Source organism: Shewanella sp. BC20, from assembly GCF_003129585.1.
Classification (GTDB): domain Bacteria; phylum Pseudomonadota; class Gammaproteobacteria; order Enterobacterales; family Shewanellaceae; genus Shewanella; species Shewanella seohaensis.
This window is the reverse complement of sequence record NZ_NHRI01000003.1, coordinates 260,897-280,890: the sequence shown is the minus strand read 5'-3', so window position 1 is coordinate 280,890 and position 19,994 is coordinate 260,897. Positions and strand designations below refer to the sequence as shown.

The 19,994-nt window shown below is 47.4% G+C and carries 18 protein-coding genes; 5 read left to right on the top strand and 13 right to left on the bottom strand.

The window, feature by feature from the left end; genetic code table 11:
* Nucleotides 1-195 precede the first annotated feature (195 nt).
* A complete protein-coding gene (locus tag CBX96_RS05430) occupies nucleotides 196-960 on the bottom strand; it encodes a tRNA-uridine aminocarboxypropyltransferase (protein ID WP_109285985.1) in 765 nt (254 codons plus the stop codon).
* 562 nt (nucleotides 961-1,522) lie between these two features.
* Between CBX96_RS05430 and ampC the strand changes: the two genes are divergently transcribed.
* Complete coding sequence (gene ampC, locus CBX96_RS05425) at nucleotides 1,523-2,662, top strand: class C beta-lactamase (RefSeq protein WP_181382148.1); 1,140 nt, start codon at nucleotides 1,523-1,525, stop codon at nucleotides 2,660-2,662.
* 358 nt (nucleotides 2,663-3,020) lie between these two features.
* A complete protein-coding gene (emrD, locus tag CBX96_RS05420; protein ID WP_109285983.1) occupies nucleotides 3,021-4,265 on the top strand; it encodes a multidrug efflux MFS transporter EmrD in 1,245 nt (414 codons plus the stop codon).
* Between the two features lie 54 nt (nucleotides 4,266-4,319).
* On the opposite strand, the gene pssA is transcribed toward emrD, so the two are convergent.
* Both pssA and CBX96_RS05410 read right to left on the bottom strand, forming a co-directional pair.
* Nucleotides 4,320-5,633, bottom strand: a complete 1,314-nt coding sequence (pssA, locus tag CBX96_RS05415; RefSeq protein ID WP_011716978.1) for a CDP-diacylglycerol--serine O-phosphatidyltransferase — start codon at nucleotides 5,631-5,633, stop codon at nucleotides 4,320-4,322.
* Between the two features lie 11 nt (nucleotides 5,634-5,644).
* A complete protein-coding gene (locus tag CBX96_RS05410) occupies nucleotides 5,645-5,977 on the bottom strand; it encodes a DUF1904 domain-containing protein (RefSeq protein WP_011622704.1) in 333 nt (110 codons plus the stop codon).
* Nucleotides 5,978-6,369: 392 nt separating this feature from the next.
* Here CBX96_RS05410 and CBX96_RS05405 point away from each other — a divergent pair, with 392 nt between their 5' ends.
* The gene (locus CBX96_RS05405) at nucleotides 6,370-6,546 is read left to right on the top strand and encodes a hypothetical protein (RefSeq protein WP_011622703.1); all 177 of its coding nucleotides are present in this window, start codon (nucleotides 6,370-6,372) and stop codon (nucleotides 6,544-6,546) included.
* Nucleotides 6,547-6,572: 26 nt separating this feature from the next.
* Nucleotides 6,573-8,114, top strand: a complete 1,542-nt coding sequence (dacB, locus tag CBX96_RS05400) for a D-alanyl-D-alanine carboxypeptidase/D-alanyl-D-alanine-endopeptidase (protein WP_109285982.1) — start codon at nucleotides 6,573-6,575, stop codon at nucleotides 8,112-8,114.
* 106 nt (nucleotides 8,115-8,220) lie between these two features.
* On the opposite strand, the gene CBX96_RS05395 is transcribed toward dacB, so the two are convergent.
* The 10 genes from CBX96_RS05395 to aroA form a co-directional block, all read right to left on the bottom strand.
* Nucleotides 8,221-9,978, bottom strand: a complete 1,758-nt coding sequence (locus CBX96_RS05395; RefSeq protein ID WP_086903960.1) for an acyl-CoA dehydrogenase family protein — start codon at nucleotides 9,976-9,978, stop codon at nucleotides 8,221-8,223.
* A 217-nt stretch (nucleotides 9,979-10,195) separates the two neighbouring features.
* Complete coding sequence (locus tag CBX96_RS05390) at nucleotides 10,196-10,738, bottom strand: DUF2058 domain-containing protein (RefSeq protein WP_011622700.1); 543 nt, start codon at nucleotides 10,736-10,738, stop codon at nucleotides 10,196-10,198.
* 58 nt (nucleotides 10,739-10,796) lie between these two features.
* Nucleotides 10,797-11,624, bottom strand: a complete 828-nt coding sequence (locus CBX96_RS05385) for an SDR family oxidoreductase (RefSeq protein ID WP_109285981.1) — start codon at nucleotides 11,622-11,624, stop codon at nucleotides 10,797-10,799.
* 72 nt (nucleotides 11,625-11,696) lie between these two features.
* Nucleotides 11,697-12,392: an orotidine-5'-phosphate decarboxylase gene (pyrF, locus tag CBX96_RS05380; protein WP_109285980.1), complete on the bottom strand. Its 696-nt coding sequence runs from the start codon at nucleotides 12,390-12,392 to the stop codon at nucleotides 11,697-11,699.
* 42 nt (nucleotides 12,393-12,434) lie between these two features.
* Entirely contained in the window at nucleotides 12,435-13,595 is a 1,161-nt protein-coding gene (gene lapB, locus CBX96_RS05375) for a lipopolysaccharide assembly protein LapB (protein ID WP_109285979.1), read from the bottom strand.
* 1 nt (nucleotide 13,596) lies between these two features.
* Nucleotides 13,597-13,872 (bottom strand): LapA family protein, encoded by a 276-nt coding sequence (locus CBX96_RS05370; protein WP_011626213.1) that lies wholly within the window; start codon nucleotides 13,870-13,872, stop codon nucleotides 13,597-13,599.
* Nucleotides 13,873-13,995: 123 nt separating this feature from the next.
* Nucleotides 13,996-14,283 (bottom strand): integration host factor subunit beta, encoded by a 288-nt coding sequence (ihfB, locus tag CBX96_RS05365; RefSeq protein WP_011072380.1) that lies wholly within the window; start codon nucleotides 14,281-14,283, stop codon nucleotides 13,996-13,998.
* A 72-nt stretch (nucleotides 14,284-14,355) separates the two neighbouring features.
* Nucleotides 14,356-16,023 carry a 30S ribosomal protein S1 gene (gene rpsA / locus CBX96_RS05360; protein WP_011622695.1) on the bottom strand — a complete coding sequence of 556 codons (1,668 nt, stop codon included), beginning with the start codon at nucleotides 16,021-16,023 and terminating at the stop codon, nucleotides 14,356-14,358.
* A gap of 102 nt (nucleotides 16,024-16,125) precedes the next feature.
* Nucleotides 16,126-16,818, bottom strand: coding sequence for a (d)CMP kinase (gene cmk / locus CBX96_RS05355; RefSeq protein ID WP_109285978.1), 693 nt, complete (start codon nucleotides 16,816-16,818; stop codon nucleotides 16,126-16,128).
* Between the two features lie 183 nt (nucleotides 16,819-17,001).
* Nucleotides 17,002-18,282 carry a 3-phosphoshikimate 1-carboxyvinyltransferase gene (gene aroA / locus CBX96_RS05350; protein WP_109285977.1) on the bottom strand — a complete coding sequence of 427 codons (1,281 nt, stop codon included), beginning with the start codon at nucleotides 18,280-18,282 and terminating at the stop codon, nucleotides 17,002-17,004.
* Nucleotides 18,283-18,716: 434 nt separating this feature from the next.
* Between aroA and CBX96_RS05345 the strand changes: the two genes are divergently transcribed.
* A complete protein-coding gene (locus CBX96_RS05345; RefSeq protein ID WP_109285976.1) occupies nucleotides 18,717-19,907 on the top strand; it encodes an amino acid aminotransferase in 1,191 nt (396 codons plus the stop codon).
* The last annotated feature ends 87 nt before the right edge of the window (nucleotides 19,908-19,994 follow it).

Here is a 19,994-nt window from a genome sequence, read left to right as displayed (position 1 = left end):
AATTTTAGTCGGTTCTAGGTAACGTCCTGTGACCAATGCAAAACCAGTGTAAGGCAAACGGGATAAAATTGAAATTTTAAAATCAATAAGTTCAATGATTTGTGACGGGAATGCTAAAGCGAGAATTTAAAGGCGTTTACAAGGAAAGCACCCTCCCCAAACGAGCGAGTACGCTTGGGGCGAATGAATAAAGGTTTACAGCTTGACAGGGTTTGCGGCACTGTACGCCGCTTCGAAGGCATCGGTAAACTCGCTGATAGGCAGAATATCCTCGCGGCAGCGGCGGTTACGCCCGAGCAATGAGGACTCCACAAACAGATCAAACCAAGCCGTTAATGCCCTACTATTGGCCTCCTCGCCCATTGCCGCCAGCGCCAGCGAGGCAACTTCCGCTGTACCTAATTGAAAGTCATGGCTGCCCTTACGTAAGGCATAGGTGGCTAAGGTGTCGGGGTCGAAGGACAGCATAGGCAAGCCCTGCAGATAAGTACTCTTGTGAAACATCTTAATCGCCTCACGCCAGCTGCCGTCGAGCATGATCAGCAAAGGCCGTTTCCCCTCGGCAAGACTGGCCATGGGCACCTCAGTCAATACGGTTTGCCCTTGGTCGGCATATTGTGCCGGAAAGACTAAAAAGGGTTGATAGTCGCTTGAAGCCAATAGTGCCAACAACTCAGGGGCGGGTTCGGTGCGCGACCAGAGAAAGGCATGGGTATCCGGGATAAGATCGGCAATTAAGCGACCGCTGTTGGTCGGCTTTAAAACCTCATCGTTATACATCAGTAGCAGAAAACTGGCCTGAGTGGTCAACTGTTTACGCAGTGAACAGGTACAAAATTGCTCGCCCAATAGGCAAAAATGACAGCGGATCAGTTTTTTACCGCGGGCGCCAAAGGGCTTAGTCGATATTGATTTACGGTATTCATATAAGCGATGTACAGCGTGGGGGGCTAGAGCCATGGCAGCCAATTCTCAGTCTATTTCGGTCGAACGGGTTATTAACAGTGGTACTCAGTGCACACCGGTTTTACGCTGCATAAGTGCAATCTGTATAAGTGCATACCTGCACGCGGTGGCGCAGTGTATCCTTTGGCCGAGGAAGGTGCAATTAACCTTATTGAAAAGCGCTATTTTCTACGTTTATGAAAAATTAAAGCCTTATCGCGCTGCCCCACATTAGAATAGTCTGCAACATCAATCCACCTAGTCCGTAACGCTTTTGCACCTCAGTATTCACCGCTTGCTAAACTGTGGCTCAAACTTCAGCAGCTTGGGCTAAATCTAATAGTCAGTCGGGGTTGTCTTATGCTAAACCTTTCATCGGTCTCTGATTTTAAACGTTACGATTAAACAGAGCCTATTTTTCATTTGCACGCTTTTGAATCCCAGCATTGTAGCCCATTGTCATTGAAGGAATTGTATGCCCTTTTCACTTACGAAAATCGCAAAAAATACGCGCAGCGCATCAGGCTCATTGGGAGTAAACCATTTTGCTCCTCTTAGTTTAGTACTGCTCGCAACGATGCCATTGATGGCCCATGCAGCACCGACTGCGCAAGACGCGACACAGGTAAAAGCGCAGGCCATTCAATCCCTCGTCGATTCGGCGATCAATCCCTTAATGACAGAGCATGGGATCCCAGGTGCAATCGTTGGGATCAGCCTCAATGGGCAAACGTATTTCTTCCCCTATGGTGTCAGCTCTAAGACCAGCAACCAAAAAGTCAGTACAAACACATTGTTTGAGATAGGGTCTATCAGTAAAACCTTTACCGCGACACTCGCAAGTTATGCTCAAGTTGAAGGCAAGCTCACACTCACGGATAAGGTGAGCGAGTATGTACCCGAATTAAGGGGCAGTGCCTTTGACCAGATTAATCTTATCAATCTCGCGACCCATACTGCGGGCGATTTGCCCATGCAAGTACCTGAAAACATCACCAACAATGCCGAACTAATGGGTTACTTTAAAACTTGGCAACCCGCTTATGGGGCAGGCACCCATCGTAATTATGCCAATCCCAGCATTGGGTTACTGGGTTTGATTACCGCAAAACAGTTAGGCAAAAGCTTTGCCAACGCCATGGAACACACCTTATTTCCGCAACTGGGGTTAAGCCACAGTTATATCGAAGTACCAGCTAACAACATGGCCGAGTACGCCCAAGGTTATAATAAACAAGACCAGCCCGTGCGCCTCAATCCTGGCGTGTTAGCCGATGAGGCCTATGGGATAAAAACAACTGCGGTGGATTTGCTACGTTTTGCTGAAATCAACATGCAGCAGCACGCGATAACTCCTGCATTGCAACAGGCCATCGATGCCACACATGTCGGCTACTTTGATGTGGGTATGATGACCCAAGCACTGATTTGGGAAGATTATCCCTATCCAATTGCACTCGATAAGCTGCTTGCGGGACATACTCAAGAAGTGGTGTTTGGCAGCGTGCCTGTGCGCGCTATGATGCCACCTCAATCACCACAAGCCGATCAATGGGTGAATAAGACAGGCTCAACCGGTGGTTTTGCCGCCTACGTGGCTTATATTCCAGCAAAGAAACTGGCCATGGTGTTACTCAGCAATAAAAATTATCCCGTGCCACCACGCGTGACTGTGGGCTATCAAATACTCACAGGCTTAGAAACCCTGTCGAACTAAAACACTGTCAAACTAAGTCACCATCTAACCGTTTATTCCTGCCTAAATCCGACAATTTTCTTTGAGCTTTGGATGGAGAGCAAGCTCGCTCTTCGTCCGTACGCTTTAGGCATCAAATATCTTGTTAATAAAAATCGGCCAATCATTAACTTAGGCTCCGTCCGACGATCAATAATTAAACCTGATTAACAGCATAAACACTAAGTGTAAACCCCGTTTTACAGCCGTAAAACGATAGAAAAACTTATGGGTAAGATTAAAAAATATTCCTGTAAATCAATATGATTGCCACTTGAACTGAAATGTTTTGGGGGTAAGATGCGCGCCATTGTTCAACTCTGCTTTTTTTAATGGAATTATGATGTCAGACGATGCACCGTCTTTAATCTCACAAAAAGCGCCGACACCCGCCGCAGGAAGCGCCACACAGTTACTCTTTATGCTGGTTTTTATGGTGGCCTGTGGGCAGATGGCACAAACTATTTTTGTCCCCGCACTCCCCCTTATCGCCCAAGGCTTAGCCGTGGATGCCAGCCAATTACAGGCGGTCATGGCTTGCTATTTGCTCGCCTACGGCCTATGTCAGTTTATCTATGGCCCATTATCCGACCGCGTTGGGCGTAAAATTCCGCTGCTCATTGGTATTGGTATTTTTATCCTTGGCGCGTTTATGGCGGCAGAAGCCACAAGTTTTAGCCAACTGATTTTCGCAAGCCTACTACAGGGGCTGGGAACTGCGAGTGCAGGCGCCCTGTGTCGCAGTATTCCGAGGGATCATTACTTTGGCGATAACTTAGTTAGATTTAACAGTTATGTGTCTATGGCAGTGGTATTTTTGCCCTTAGTCGCGCCCTTCTTAGGCAGCTTTGCCTCAGCTTACTGGGGGTGGCAGGCTGTGTATTGGGTGCTGTTTGGATTTGGCAGTTTGGTTTGGCTACTCCTTTGCTTTGGTTTTAAGGAATCCTTACCCAAGCATAAGCGAGAGCAACAACCCATATTGGCATCCTATCGACATGTACTGCGCCACCGAAGTTTTCGAGCCTATTTGCTTTCGCTTATCGCGACCTTCGCAGGCATTGCCGCCTTCGAAGCCATTGCAGGCGTACTCTATGGCCAATATTTGCAGCTCTCGCCGTTTATGGTGAGCTGTTATTTTGTCGCGCCCATCCCTGGATATTTACTCGGCGCCCTGATTGCGGGTAGACAAAAACAGGCGCAGCGTACGGTTTTACAAGGCGTTGCACTGCTAGGCGCCGGCGCACTGTTTATGTTGATCCCCGGTATTTTTCAACTAGTTGTAGGTTGGAGTTTATTGATAGGCTCAATGTTGTTTTTCAGTGGCGCTGGCATGTTATTTCCGACATTAACCTCGGCCGCACTAGAGCCGTTTCCACGCCAAGCAGGTATTGCGGGCGCCCTACTCGGTGGCTTACAAAATTTCGGCGCGGGACTCGCGGCCCTAACCATGTCGCTCGTACCTACGGGCGGCCAATTAAGCATTGGTTTGCTGAGCGCACTGATGGTGCTGTTAGTTATTGTCGCCTTGCATTATGCAAGGGATCAAAACGATACCCACCACACCCTGTTACCGCAAAATCCATAATTGGCAAGACACCCAATAAAAAGCCCACATTCGTGGGCTTTTTATTGGGTGCAATTAGAGAATGCGTCTGAGCAGGAAATCTGCTTTTAGCCTTCTAATACGATTCATAATCTTCTTCACTGGGGCGGGATAGCTTTGCAAGGTATCCACTTGACTGTAGTGATACAGCCGTTGCGTGTGTTCAAGGATATGGCTTTGCTCGGCCTCGAATTGCGCCTTCCAGCTACCGCTTTCATCGTGAATGAGTAACCCATTCTCTAAATCCAGCGCCCATGCTCTCGGGTTTAAGTTTGAGCCCGTGATCAAATGTTTACGACCATCGGCGCTGATCCCCTTGAGGTGATAGCTATTGATACCGTGTTTCCACAGGTGAATATTGAGCTGGCCATTATCGATTGCCCATTGCTGACGCTTAGCAAATTTTCGCAGCGATTGCTCATACAGATACGGCAAGGCCCCTATGGTAGAAAAATCCTGCTCGGGGGGAATGTAAAAGTCATTCGCCGTTTTATCCCCTACGACTATGTCGATACGTTTGCCTTTACGCAGGTGCTTAGCCAAGGCACGCACCAAAATATAGGGAGGATTAAAATAAGGCGTGCAGATAAACAGCCTATCTTTTGACTCTTCCACCATGGCAATCACGGCTTTATTCAGCAGGTTATGTTTGCGGCCTAATCCCAGTAAAGGGGTGACACGGTTGCCACTGCGGGTCGCGTTAAACTCGTACTGTGCCTGTGATAATCGCAGTTTGAAGCTGCGCACATCGGTTTTAGGCGGCAAGACTTCTTGCTGCGCATCTTGAGTGAGCGAGGCAACGGCAGGATCGGCAATAATGTAGCGCTGGATCATAGTGCGCATACTGCGCGCTAACTCGGCCGACTCAATTACATGGTAACGGTCAAAACGGTATTTATCGTTTTGCTGCAGATAAATGTTATTCAGGCTGGCACCGCTGTAAATCACAGCATCATCAATCACAAAGCCCTTAAGGTGCAGCACGCCCATAAACTCACGAGATTTGACCGGCACGCCCATAATGTCGATAGGATGCTCTGCCTCGGCCATGACTTTGCGGTACATCAGATAGTTACCGCTGTCGCCCTTGTGACCAATCAAGCCGCGTCTAGCACGGTGAAAATCGACCAAAATCTTGACATCTAACGCGGGGTTATTCGCCTTAGCCGTCATCAGGGCCTGTAAAATTTCGCGCCCCGCCTCATCGTCTTCAAGATAGAGTGCGGCGATATAAATGCTGTCCTTGGCATTTTCGATACGGCTAAGCAATTCTGCCTTAAATCGGCATGGCGTAAGCAACCACGTTAAAGCCTCGGGTTGAACGGCTATTCCACCAAGCTTATCTAGCAAGGCATCCTCCTTTAAACATGCTGACCACCCCGATAGGAAGCGCTTGGGGTCAGTGACAAAAACATCACAGCAATTTGGGTTAATTCTGGATAGGCTTCTGTCACTGCCAGCCTGATCGTTTGTTCTACTTTAAGATGGATATCAGGGTCAACCGGAAACCAAAGCAATTCGATTTGGACAAAGCGTTGATCAATTCTGCCATTACGGTAGCTGATGCTTGGGATCCAATCTAATGTAAAACTCTCTGCATTACCTTTACATATAGCCGCCAAAGACTGCAGTAATGTTTGGCTAAGCTCTGCAACAACTGCCTGTGGCAAGCCGCGCATACTAATATGAGGCATGGTTTTAGTGGTTACCTGAGATCCTAAAATCGTAAGGGGTAGAAATTACCGACTTCACTGCAACTCGGCAAGACTTTTCGGCGAAAAGCACGCGGGATAGCGCCTATTTTGCTGGTAATTTGACCTGAAACGACGCATTCCTCACCAGCAGGACTAAAATGCAGCAATTTAGCCCACAAACGGCAGGCTTCTATGCCTGCATTAACGGCTAACTAAATGCTTTTACTGTTTTTCCCCTGAACCTTTTGTCCACAACGGCTAATCGACGCTAGGCAGACCATAAGCAAAATGGTGTGTGAGTCACAAAACGGGGCTTCTGCCGCAGGCAAGCGTGCCTGTGATCGTTGTTTTAGCGTAAACTAAAACATCTTAAGACCCTATTGCCTAACACCATGAACAAAAAAATCCTACTGACCCTCGCCCTCACCTTAGCCTTAGCTTGGGGCATATTTCATTTTAAAGCGCAGCTCGGCTTGCTCATTTTGCCGCTTTTTATCGGATTGGTTTTATTTGTCACCCTAAGGCTGTATCGTCTAATGGAAAAAGACGATGGCAGCAATGACCGCTAATGGTAAAAAGGACATTCAGGACACCTATGACGCACTCGATAAACAAGGATAAGTTGCAGGCATCATTCACTCGCCCCAAGCTTAAGGGGTTACTCTTAGGCAGCATGTTAAGTATTCTGCTGCCAACTCAAGCGATTGCAGCAATTCATCCGCTGGATGAGTCGACATTTGCCAAGCAAATCACCGACATTGCCCCGCGCCATTCGCAAGTCGCTTTGCTGGCCCGAGATTTAAGTACCAACACACTGTTATACAGCCAGCAAGCCGATACCTTATTTATCCCCGCCAGCACGCAAAAAGTGCTGACCGCCGTGACCGCAATGGCCAACCTTGGCCCAGATTTTCGCTATGTCACTGAGCTGTGGAGTGATGCACCCATTCGCCAAGGTCATATTGCGGGCAGTGTTTATCTACGTTTTAGCGGCGATCCAACACTGACTCAGGACGATCTTAAGGCCTTGTTTGCCCATCTACAAAAACAAGGCATAAAAAGCGTTGAGGGACATCTCTATCTAATCGGGGATAAACAAGAGCAATTACAAGCACCTGGCTGGGTGTGGGATGACCTTGGGATTTGCTTTGCCGCGCCAGTGTCGAGTTATATCATCAATCAAAACTGCGTTTACGGGCAGTTTGCCCCAAGCTCAGCCAAGCATGCTTCTGAGGTCAAATTAAGGGCATCCAGTTTTGGGGTGAAAGTGAGTAGTGACGCCATATTCTCCCCACAAGCAGGTCATGATTTTTGCCAGCTCGATTTAGTGCGCCTTGGCCAGAATCAGTATCATCTTCGGGGCTGTTATCCCGGCAGTGAAGCGATACCACTAGCGATTGCCATTAGCGATCCCGAAAAATTTGCCATGGACACCCTAACAGCGACGCTCAAAGGTGAAATCTCACTTTCGGGGAAAGTGAAAATAGGCAACACCATCCCTTCTAAGGCGAAACTGATTGCCAGCCATAGCAGCGCGCCCTTGCCTGAGCTGTTAAAAACCATGCTGCTGAAGTCGGATAATCTGATTGCCGATAGTTTGTTTAAGCGCGTGGGGCAAAGTTATTACAAAGCACAAGGCAGCTTTACCCATGGTGCTGCGGCAATGCGCCATATCCTTAGCGATTTTGGGATTGATTTAACCAATGCCAATATCGTCGATGGTTCAGGACTTTCTCGCTATAACTTGTTAAGCGCAAAACAGTTAGCCGATGTTCTGGCGCTCATTTATCAAGATGCACGCTTTCACAGCCTCATTGACAGTTTGCCCGAGGCTGGTGTCAGCGGCACACTGCAATATCGCTTGGGATATACTAAACCGCCCTTAAAACATCTAGTGTTTGCCAAGACTGGCTCGATGCAGGGCGTTGCCAATTTAGCTGGCTTTATGCGTTTAGCGCAGCAACGGGATATTCTATTTGTGGTACTTGAGAACGGCATTAGCCCCGAAACTAAAAAACAGCGTAAACCCGCCTTTAGCGCCGATTTTTTAACTCGGCTGCTGAGCGCTGTCGAAACTCAAACTCAGACCAGCCAAACAACGACCACAGAGCTGAGCACCGTCAAGTTAAGTGATTAATATCCAATAAGGTGTAGAGTCATATACACAGCAATTAAAACAAAAAGCACTGAATATCAGTGCTTTTTTATTAGGTTAATGCGAACGTTTAACGCGATTAAGCTGGTTAGAACAGCTCTGCAGGCATCGCCATAGTGCTGGTATCTCCCGCGCGCACTTGTGCTAAGTGATAGTCAGCCTTAGGCAGCAATTTGTCGAAATAGAATTTAGCGAGATATGATTTTTGCTCGGCAAACTGTTTATCTTCAGCCCCCACCGCTTTATCCAACATGGCTAACCAATAGAACCCATAGAGAGTGAAGCCGAAGGCATCCAAAAAGTCGACCGCACTGGCGTTAATGAGCGCTGGTTGAGTCAGCTTTTGTTCATTAATGGATTCGGCAACATTGACTAAGGCATCCAAACGGGCACAAACGGCGGAAACTTTCACCGCATCAACCTGAGTAAACTCACGCATTTGCGCCTTTAACTCGGCGACAAACTCCTTAAGGGTCGCGAGATTATCGCCTGTGACTTTTCGGCCGAGGAAGTCGATGGCCTGAATACCGTTAGTGCCTTCGTAAATCTGCGCAATACGAGTATCACGTACTAACTGCTCAATACCGGTTTCACGAATATAGCCATGACCACCAAACACTTGCTGCGCCATGATAGTGGCATCTAAACCGCGGTCAGTTAAAAATGCTTTCGCGACTGGTGTTAACAAGCCCACATAACGAGCAGCCTTGGCTTTGACTTCATCCTCGGCATATTTTGCTAAATCGAGTTGTTTACCGGTAAATACTGAGAGTGCGCGCCCCGCTTCAGTCATCGCACGGATAGTCAACAGCATACGACGCACGTCACCATGCACAATGATAGGATCGGAATCGCTGCCCGTAGGCGAGCCGCCAGCGGCAACGCCTTGGTTGCGCTCTTTGGCATAATCGGCGGCCATTTGATAAGCGGCCTGCGCACTGCCAAGCCCTTGAATACCGATGGCTAAACGCTCGTAGTTCATCATAGTGAACATACACACTAAACCACGATTTGGCTCACCAATCAGGTAACCTTTTGCCTCATCAAAGTTCATCACACAGGTGGCTGAGCCCTTAAGCCCCATTTTATGTTCGATGGAACCCACGCTCACGCCGTTCGCCTGACCTAAACTGCCATCAGCATTAACCGTGGTTTTAGGCACGAGGAACAGCGAAATACCTTTGCTTTCAGGAAGCTTTGCCAGCACTAAGTGAATGACGTTCTCGGTCAAATCATGATCGCCACCCGTGATAAAGATTTTGCTGCCACTAATGGCATAACTGCCGTCATCCTGTGGGATAGCACGGGTACGGATATTACGTAGATCTGAGCCTGCCTGAGGTTCAGTCATATCCATGGCACCTGCCCATTCACCGCTGTAAAGTTTCGGCAAATAGGTTTCTTTAATCTCTTCACTGCCGTGGGCATTAATACACAGTGCCGCCCCCGCCGTGAGTGAACCATACAGAGTAAATGCATTACAGGCGCTGTAAGCCATTTCATCGACTAACACACCCAGCATTTTCGGCATACCCATACCGCCAAACTCGGGCTCACCACACAGGCCCACCCAGCCGCCTTGGGAATATTGATCGTAAACGGCTTTATAACCATCGGGCGTAATCACTCGATTATCCTGATGAAGAACACCTTGCTCATCGCCAGCACGGTTAAGCGGATGGATTAATTCAGCACTGATTTTCGCGGCTTCTTCGAGAATCGCGCCGGCCGTATCCATATCGACCATTTCAGCAATATCAGGGAGTTGTGCCCAAGTATTTGGCGCATCAAAAACCTGTTCCAATAAGAAACGCATATCCGCTAACGGAGCTTGGTAAGGATTCATGGGTAGACTCTTAAACGTAGGATTTAAACAGTTGTTTTAATTTATACCAGTTCAATACAGAAAACAATCTCATTACAAATTCACTTTGTAACTCAGAACCAGTAAAACCGTTAATGTGAAATACGGGCAATAAAAAACCCTTAAGTTGCCTTAAGGGTTTTAGTGTAGCCAGAGATAAGCGATGCGTCGTCGGCTTAGCTCACGATTAACGCATTGATTACCACATTAAATCGTCTGGGATCGCATAATCTGCATAGGGATCATCTTCGACCTCTATCGCCTTCCCTTCATCCTGTTGCCATAGATAACCGCACCATTGTGGCACCAACAAATTAACGCGCTCAGCCAATTTATGGGGGACTAGGTAGCTCTTATCCTCATATCGAACAATCCCTAACAGTCCTTTAAGCAGTTCCGATTGGATTTTCTCATCGATATAAACTGAATAGATTTTATTATCGAGGGTATAGTTAAATTTAACCTCGGCATGGCTTGGGATCTTAATCGCAAATTGAGTAAATTCACTCACCAAGCCACGTACCTGCCCGCGGGCAGTTGCTTCGGCAAAACGCTGCTCGTTCAATGCTTTATCTTTTTCAGCTTGGAGTCGTTTTTGCTCGGCGATCTCGTGTTTCAATGCGCTCGAACCATCATCCACCCGCGCCTTTTTATCGCGACGTTTTTGCGTCTTCACATCACGCACTTTTTGTTTACTGGCAAGGCCAGCCTTAAGCAGCTGCTCTTGTAATGCATTCGCCATGGATTTTCACCCGATTTCTCTATCAAATAAATAAGTTACAACGCTTAACTAATTCTTATCACTGCTGCGCTTTAGTCGCAAACTCGCCTAATGCGGTCATTGCAATGCTCGCTCCGCCAAGTGACCAGCCTCCATCGACGGGTAACACAACCCCCGTGATGTACGAGGCATACTCTGATCCTAAAAACATCGCGGCATTAGCAATATCCTGCCCTTCACCATTACGTCTTAACGGTACAGACTGTGCAACTTGCTGTTGCAGCGCTGCGCTCGGCGCTAAACGGTTAAATCCTTCAGTGTTAGCGATTGGTCCAGGAATAATGGAGTTTATGCGTATCCCTTCACAGCCCCATTCTATCGCCAATGTCCGAGTGAGCATGTCTACGCCCGCTTTAGCGGCGCACACATGGGCTTGCATTGGCATGGCTATCGATGCCTGCGGCGCCGAGATTTGAATAATATTCCCTTGGGGGCGACGCAGTAAAGGATAAGCCGTCTTTAGCACTTGAAAACTGCCCAGCAGATCAATGTCCATCACGGCTTTAAAGCCATTAGCAGAGAGTTTTGCCGCTGTAGCCGGAAAGTTACCTGCAGCGCCACTTACCAACACATCGATAAAGCCAAATTCGGAGGCGATGGCTTCAAAGCCCTGCTCAACCGCAGCTAAATCTCTCACATCAAAACTCACCCCGAGGTGGAACCCATCTGGATTTGACTGTTTGAGCTGCAACACGGCGGCATCAATCTTATCTTGGCTGCGACTCGCCACCGCCACATTCGCGCCAGCCTGCGCAAAGGCGTTGGCTATCGCGAGGTTAATTCCACTCGTACCACCGACAACGACAACATTCTTACCTTGATAATTCAACATCGTAGTATTCAGCATGGGCATTCTCCATGAACGGTCAAATTAACGTGCGAACAAGTGCTTAAACCGCAATGGCTTTCATCATGCCACTCAAGCGAGAGATTGATGAATCGCCTGCAGCGCCGCCAGAGGATCGGCGGCCTTAGTAATTGGTCGACCAATCACTAAATAATCAGAACCAGCGGCAAGCGCCTCCGGTGGCGTCATCACCCGATGTTGGTCACCCACGTCACTGCCCACAGGGCGGATCCCCGGGGTGATAAGTTTAAAATCTCGGCCTAAGAGCGATTTAAGTACACTCGCCTCTTGCGCCGAACAGACTACACCATCAAGGCCTGCCTGTTTGGTGAGTTTAGCGAGACGTTGCACATGCTCAAAGGCTGGCACATCGATGCCAATGAGTTTTAAATCCTCATCACTTATCGAAGTGAGAACCGTTACTGCGATGAGCAGAGGTGCATCCTTACCATAGGGCTGCAACGCTTTTTTCGCCGCTTCCATCATGGCCAAGCCACCGCTGGCATGGACGTTTGTCATCCACACGCCCAGTTCTGCCGCGGCCGAGACCGCTTTAGCGACGGTATTCGGAATATCGTGAAACTTTAAGTCGAGGAAAAGATCGAAACCACGGTCATGAATGTCTTTAACCAATTGTGGGCCAAATAGGGTAAACATTTCTTTGCCCACTTTGAGGCGGCACATGTTGGGATCGAGTTGATCTATCAGTTGTAAGGCATGGTTTTTATTATCGTAATCAAGCGCTACGAGGATAGGTTTGGTCGTCATCATCTCTCCAACTGAGTTACACTAACAAGGTATTTCTAAAGGTTATTCACCGTCTAAGCCACGGATCCGTTTAATGGTGCCCCATTTTTTACAGGAGGGGCAATGCCAATACAGGGTGTGGGATGGGAAACCGCATTCTTTACAGCGATAACTTGGACGGAATTTAATTTGTTGTTCAACTAGTTGCTCAAGCATAGTCAAACTTTGTTTGGCTTGACCTTCTTCAGCTTGACGCAGGTGCATCTGCATTAAGTGCTGAAATCCCTTCATGGTGGGATGGCGATACAGGGCATCTAACACCATGTTTTCAGCAGCTTTTATCTCATCGAGACTAATCATATGTTGAGCAAGCGCTACCACCACAGAGGCGCCCGCGCCTTCGGCCATCGCGCCCGCTAATAATTCTTGATAACCCTCTTTATCTTGGGTATCGCGATACACTTGCTTCGCCGTGGGTAAGGCATCGGCGAAGAGTTCTATGTCGGCCTTTTTCAGTGCCATCAGCATAGATTTGCACTGGTTGTAATCCTTGGCGTCGAGAAATTTTTTGGCGAGCGTGAGTAAGGCACGGCCGCACTTAGGATCTTGTTTTAATGCCTGTTGTAATAGCTTGACCTTGTCAGCATCATCACTGGTTTCGTCCGCAAGCTGGCAATAAAAATGGGCGATAATCGGTTTAAGCACCTGCTGACGCTTGCGACTTAAGCGCTTGGTGATATCGATGGCCTTTTGCCATTCCTTAATGACTTGATAAATGGCAATCAGCTGCGTCTCAGACTCTTCGCTATGGTCATCTTGACTCACTAAGTTCAGGAAAATTTCTTCCGCGCGGTCGTAAAAGCCCGCCGCAAGGTAATCTTTACCCAGTTCCATCATCGCGATATCGCGCTGTTCATTGGTGAGCGTTGGGCGTGCGATTAAGTTTTGATGGATACGAATGGAACGGTCAACTTCACCGCGTTTGCGAAATAGCGAACCGAGGGAAAGATGGGTATCGATGGTTTCATCGTCCACATCGAGCATACTGATAAATAAGTCGACCGCTTTGTCTGACTCGTTCGACAACAGGAAATTCAAGCCGGTGAAATAATCACGACTTAATTGTTTACGCTGGTTACTCTGGTTTTGCCTTATGCTCCGCCGCCCCATATACCAACCGTAACCGGCAGCAATAGGAAGCAACAGGAAGAGGATCTCAAGCATATTAGGCGTCTACACCTTGAGGAGTTTTAGCGGTTTGGACCGTTAATTTTTTTCTGGTCGCCGCTAAAGCCAATTTCAGTTTGACAATATAATAGCTGGCCACAAGCCAACTCAACATAAAGCCTGCAAAGAAAACCACGGCTAATACTACGGGTAAACGGTACTCACCCTGAGCCACAAAGTAGCTGATCGTCACTACTTGTTCATTACGCGCACCAAAAATCAATGCCACGATAAATAACAGTGCCACAAGGACTGTCGCTACAAAAGATTTCACGTCGCACTCCCTTAAACGCCTTTCAATTTTCTGATTATCCAAGAAATTTACTGAGCTGACCAGCTTTGCCTTGCATTAGATATAAAAAAGCCCCCTTACGGAGGCTTTTTGTAATGCGGTCAATTATACATTAACTGCGTCAACGCGTTCGCGCAGTTCTTTGCCTGGCTTAAAGTGCGGGACGTATTTGCCTTCCAATTCAACTGATGAACCAGTCTTTGGATTACGGCCAGTACGCGGTGCACGATAATGAAGCGAGAAACTACCAAAGCCACGGATCTCAATACGATCACCGCTTTCTAATGTTGTTGCCATTTGCTCCAACATCTCTTTGATTGCGCCTTCAACCTCTTTCGCCGACAGCTGCGACTGCCTGGTGGCGAGTTTTTCGATCAGTTCGGATTTTGTCATCCTAGCTATCCCCTATTATCAAGCCAAACACAGTCACCTAATGGGGAGAAAAACTCCCCATACAACAGGCGATTATTTGCGAGCTGCTTTAAACGCTTCAGCCATTGCATTACTAATAACAGCGTCTTCTTGTTTATTCAAGGTCGCCATTACTTCTTTTTCTTCAGCTTCGTCTTTCGCTTTGATTGACAGGCTGATAGAACGGTTCTTACGGTCAACACCCATGAACTTAGCTTCGATAGCATCACCTACTGAGTAAACAGTAGATGCATCTTCGATGCGCTCACGGCTGATGTCAGCTACACGGATGTAACCTTCAACAGTGTCAGCTAGTTCAACAGTCACACCTTTAGCATCAACAGCAGAAACAGTACCGTTTACGATAGTACCTTTCTTCTTGTCAGCTAAGTAAGCGTTGAATGGATCGTCTTCAGTTTGCTTAACACCTAAGCTGATGCGCTCGCGCTCTGGATCAACAGACAGAACCACTGCGTGGATTTCGTCGCCTTTCTTGTACTCAGATACTGCGTCTTCGCCAGTGCCGTTCCAAGAAATGTCAGACAGGTGAACTAAACCATCGATACCGCCGTCAAGACCGATGAAGATACCGAAGTCAGTGATTGACTTGATCTTACCAGAAACCTTGTCGCCTTTGTTGTAACGAGTTGCGAAGTCATCCCATGGGTTGGTCTTACATTGCTTCAGACCTAGAGAAATACGACGACGCTCTTCATCGATGTCCAGAACTAGAACTTCAACTTCGTCACCTAAGTTAACAACTTTAGATGGGTGAATGTTCTTGTTAGTCCAATCCATTTCAGAAACGTGAACTAAGCCTTCAACGCCTTCTTCGATTTCAACGAAACAGCCGTAGTCAGTCAGGTTAGTTACGCGACCAGTTAACTTAGTGTTTTCTGGGTAGCGCTTGCTGATTTCTAACCATGGATCTTCGCCAAGTTGTTTCAGACCTAGAGACACACGAGTGCGCTCACGATCGTACTTCAGAACTTTAACGTTGATTTCGTCACCAACGTTTACGATTTCAGATGGGTGCTTAACGCGTTTCCATGCCATATCAGTGATATGTAACAGACCGTCAACGCCACCTAAATCTACGAATGCACCGTAGTCAGTCAGGTTCTTAACGATACCTTTAACTGCTTGACCTTCTTGCAGGTTTTCTAACAGTGCATCACGCTCTGCGCTGCTTTCTGATTCGATAACTGCACGACGAGAAACAACTACGTTGTTACGCTTCTGGTCTAGTTTGATAACTTTGAATTCTAATTCTTTGTACTCTAAGTGAGCGGTGTCGCGAACTGGGCGCACGTCAACTAGAGAACCTGGTAAGAAGGCACGGATACCGTTTAATTCAACAGTGAAACCGCCTTTCACTTTACCATTGATGATACCGATTACAGTTTCAGCATCTTCGTAAGCTTTTTCCAGAACGATCCAAGCTTCGTGACGTTTCGCTTTTTCGCGAGACAGTTGAGTCTCACCGAAGCCGTCTTCAACAGAGTCAAGAGCTACGTCAACTTCATCACCAACAGCGATTTCTAAAACGCCTTGAGCGTTTTTGAATTGTTCAGCTGGGATTGGGCTTTCAGACTTCAGACCTGCATCAACCAGAACCATACCGTTTTCGATAGCAACTACAGTACCACGAACGATAGAGCCTGGACGGAATTCCAGAGTTTGAAGGGATTGTTCAAATAGATCAGCAAAAGATTCAGTCATGTTTAGGTTACTTTAATGTAATAAACCACAGTCAATCCTAGACGTGGAGTCAGTCAAATTATCCGTATCATCCTTAATACGAATACCTATCCAAACAAAAACTTAGTTAGTGCTGGATAATTTTTGGTTGATGTAGTTGAGCGCAAGCTCAAGCACTTCATCAATACCTTTATCGCTAGTATCGATAACGAGCGCGTCCTCGGCAGGGACCAAAGGGGCCACTGGACGATTCATATCGCGGTCGTCACGCTCGATAATTTCAGCTAAAAGGCGCTCGATATTAACATCGAAGCCCTTGTCCTGCAACTGATTATAGCGTCTTTGAGCCCGCTCCTCTGCAGAAGCAGTTAAATATAATTTAGCCGATGCTGTTGGGAAAACAACCGTGCCCATGTCGCGGCCATCGGCGATTAATCCAGGTGCCGTTCTAAAGGCACGTTGACGGCGTAATAAGGCTTCCCGCACACGGGGAAATGCCGCCACTTTAGAGGCCGCATTTGAGCATTCTTGAGTACGTATCGCAGTAGTGACGTCTTCACCTTCTAAGATCACTTGAACTGGGTCTTTCTCGTTGCCGGTTAAAAATTTCACATCAAGGTGCGCAGCAAGGAGTGTGATGGATTCTTCATTTTCCAGTTCTACATCGTGGTGAATTGCAGCTAACGCAAGCACTCGGTAAATAGCACCACTATCAAGCAGTTGCCATCCAAGATGCTTAGCCAATAATTGGCTAATTGTCCCTTTACCAGCACCACTTGGGCCGTCGATTGTGACTACAGGAGCCCGTTCAGACATACATTCCTCCGCAAAAAATAATCATCATCCGTGAGTTCTTAACTAGAGCCCCGAAAATGAGCGCGCCGCATTGTACAATACTATACAAATAAAATCCGTGGATTTTTTATGAAGTTTAGAAGCCGCTCAAATGCGGCTTCATCATCTTGATATGACCCAAAGTCAGTCTGTTACAGAAAGCGGTTAGGCTTTGAGGCTGGCAAATTGGGTAAAATAGTCAGGAAAGGTTTTCGAGGTACAATCGGGATCATTGATGGTAATCCCGCAATCAGCAAACGCCATCATGGAGAAGCACATCGCCATACGGTGGTCGTTATAAGTATCAATCTCTGCAGTATTAAGCACAGCTGGCGGCGTGATTTGAATATAATCATTCCCCTCTTCCACTAAGGCGCCCACTTTACGCAGCTCTGTAGCCATCGCCGCTAATCGGTCGGTCTCTTTAATGCGCCAGTTATAGATGTTACGAATGGTGGTCGTGCCCTTAGCAAACAAGGCCGCGGTGGCAATGGTCATCGCCGCATCGGGAATATGGTTCATGTCTAAATCAACCGCGGTTAACGGCGCGCCACGGGCAATAATGTAATCATCGCCCCACTCAATATCGGCGCCCATTTTTTCCAGCACATCGGCAAATTTCACATCGCCCTGAATGCTTAAACGGCCAACGCCAGTGACTTTTACTTCACCGCCTTTAATGGCTCCTGCGGCTAAAAAGTAAGATGCAGAAGATGCATCCCCTTCCACTAACACTTTACCCGCAGACACATACTGCTGCCCGGCTGGGATTTCAAAGCGGGCATAGTCATGGTTAATCACCTGAACGCCAAACTGCGCCATCAAGGCTAAGGTAATGTCGATATAAGGTTTTGAAACCAGTTCACCTTTGACATGAATGTTCACACTGCCCTTAGCGAGGGGGGCAACCATTAACAGCGCCGTTAAGAATTGGCTAGACAGATCGCCAGCAATTTCTACATCGCCACCGTTAAGCCCGGTTGCATTGATGGTCAGAGGCGGAAACCCTTCATTCTTAAGGAACACAATATTAGCGCCCAATTGTTTTAGGGCATCGACTAAGTCACCAATGGGACGCTCTTCCATGCGCGGTTCGCCCGTTAAGGTAAACTCGCCACGACCTAAGGTCAGCGCAGCGCACAATGGGCGCATAGCCGTGCCAGCATTGCCTAGAAACAGCGTTTGCGCAGTATCCGCCGAGATAGCGCCACCTAAACCAGTGAGCTCGCAGACAGTATTATTTTGCGATAAGCGGTATTCAATGCCCAACTGCTTTAAAGACGCCAACATATGACGAATATCATCGGAGTCGAGCAAATTGGTTAGCGTGGTGGTGCCTTTCGCTAAGGTCGCCAATAATAATGCGCGGTTAGAAATGCTTTTTGAGCCCGGAATGTTGATCTCACCGCGGACTTGCACAACAGGTTCAAGACGTAATTGCTTCATGAATAAATCTTCTTTCTCTTAGGGCGTACCATCGACGGCACGCAGACTGAAAATAGGTAAATGGCAACCTCACGCTACATGGCGTCAAGTTAAGATTACAAATTAAAGGAGATTGGGGACCTTGTTGGTGCTTCGTCGTTATAAAATTACCGATAGTGACGCAGGATTCAACCGTTTTTTACTAAAAAACGGCTTTTTAAACCGGAAAATTACTCAAGTCAGTCTAAAAATAACAAAAACACAAAATATCTGCGGTTAAATTGTGATCTAAAGCGTTTTTTGGCAGGCTTTTTTGCCAGATTAATTGGCCATAGTTCACAGTTTTTGCTTTAAATTTTTCATCTATCCACGCTATTCTAGGTTTCAAACGATAAATCACGCATATTCTTTGCAATTCATGTTGTCGCAATATAACCAAAAAGGTAGATGGAGCCATGTTTAACTCACTCGTCGCAATGCCTGCGGATCCTATCCTCGGCCTATTAACCCAGTACCGTGAAGACTCACATCCTCAAAAAGTCGACTTAGGTGTGGGCGTTTATAAGGATCCCGCTGGAAACACTCCCATCCTTAATTGCGTGAAAAAAGCCGAAAAATTCCGTTTAGACACTGAAACCACCAAAGTGTATATCGGCCCAACCGGTTCGCCTCAGTTTAATACCCTGATAACAGAATTAACCTTTGGCAGTGATCACAGCGCGATTATCGCCAACCGAATTCGTACAGTATCCACGCCTGGTGGTACAGGCGCCCTGCGCGTTGCCGGTGATTTTATTAAACGCTGCAATCCTAATGCTGTGCTATGGGTGAGCGATCCTACATGGGCTAACCATATAGGCTTGTTTGAAGCGGCGGGTCTGACCGTTAAAACCTACCCTTACTATGATTACGACACAAAATCGTTAAAGTTCGATGAGATGCTCAGCGCGCTTGCGCAGATTGGCCCGAACGATGTGGTGCTGTTCCACGCCTGTTGCCATAACCCGAGCGGGATGGATTTAACGACAGAACAATGGGATAAAGTGGTTGCCCTCACCAAGGAGCAAGGTTTTACCCCGCTTATAGACATGGCTTACCAAGGTTTTGGTGATGGTGTCGATATCGATGCCTACGGCGTGCGTAAAATGGCAGCTGCGGTCGATAATATGATCCTATGTAGCTCTTGCTCGAAAAACTTCGGACTCTACCGTGAGCGTATCGGTTCATGCTCTGTGGTTGCAAAAGATGCAAACACGGCAAACATCGCGCAATCTGTGCTGCTTTACGTAGTTCGCTGCCTCTACTCCATGCCGCCAGCCCACGGCGCGGCGATTGTTGAAACTATTCTAGGTTCGGCAGAATTAAAGCAAGAATGGTTAGATGAGCTGAAAGTAATGCGCGACCGTATCAACGGTAACCGCGCCATTTTAGTGGAAAAACTCAAAACCAATGGCGTGGACCGCGACTTTAGCTTTATCGCACGCCAAAAAGGCATGTTCTCTTTCCTAGGGGTTAATCCCGAGCAAGTCGCGCGTCTGCAGAAAGAATTCAGCATTTATATGGTGGGTTCGAGCCGCATTAGCATTGCAGGCATTAGCGAAGACAATGTGGATTACTTAGCTAAGTCGATTGCCAAAGTGCTTTAAATACAAGCGCTTTAATACAAGCGATTTAGTACTTTTTAACCATCTACTTACTCTACTGTATTCTCTATCTAGGATGCAGTAGAGTTA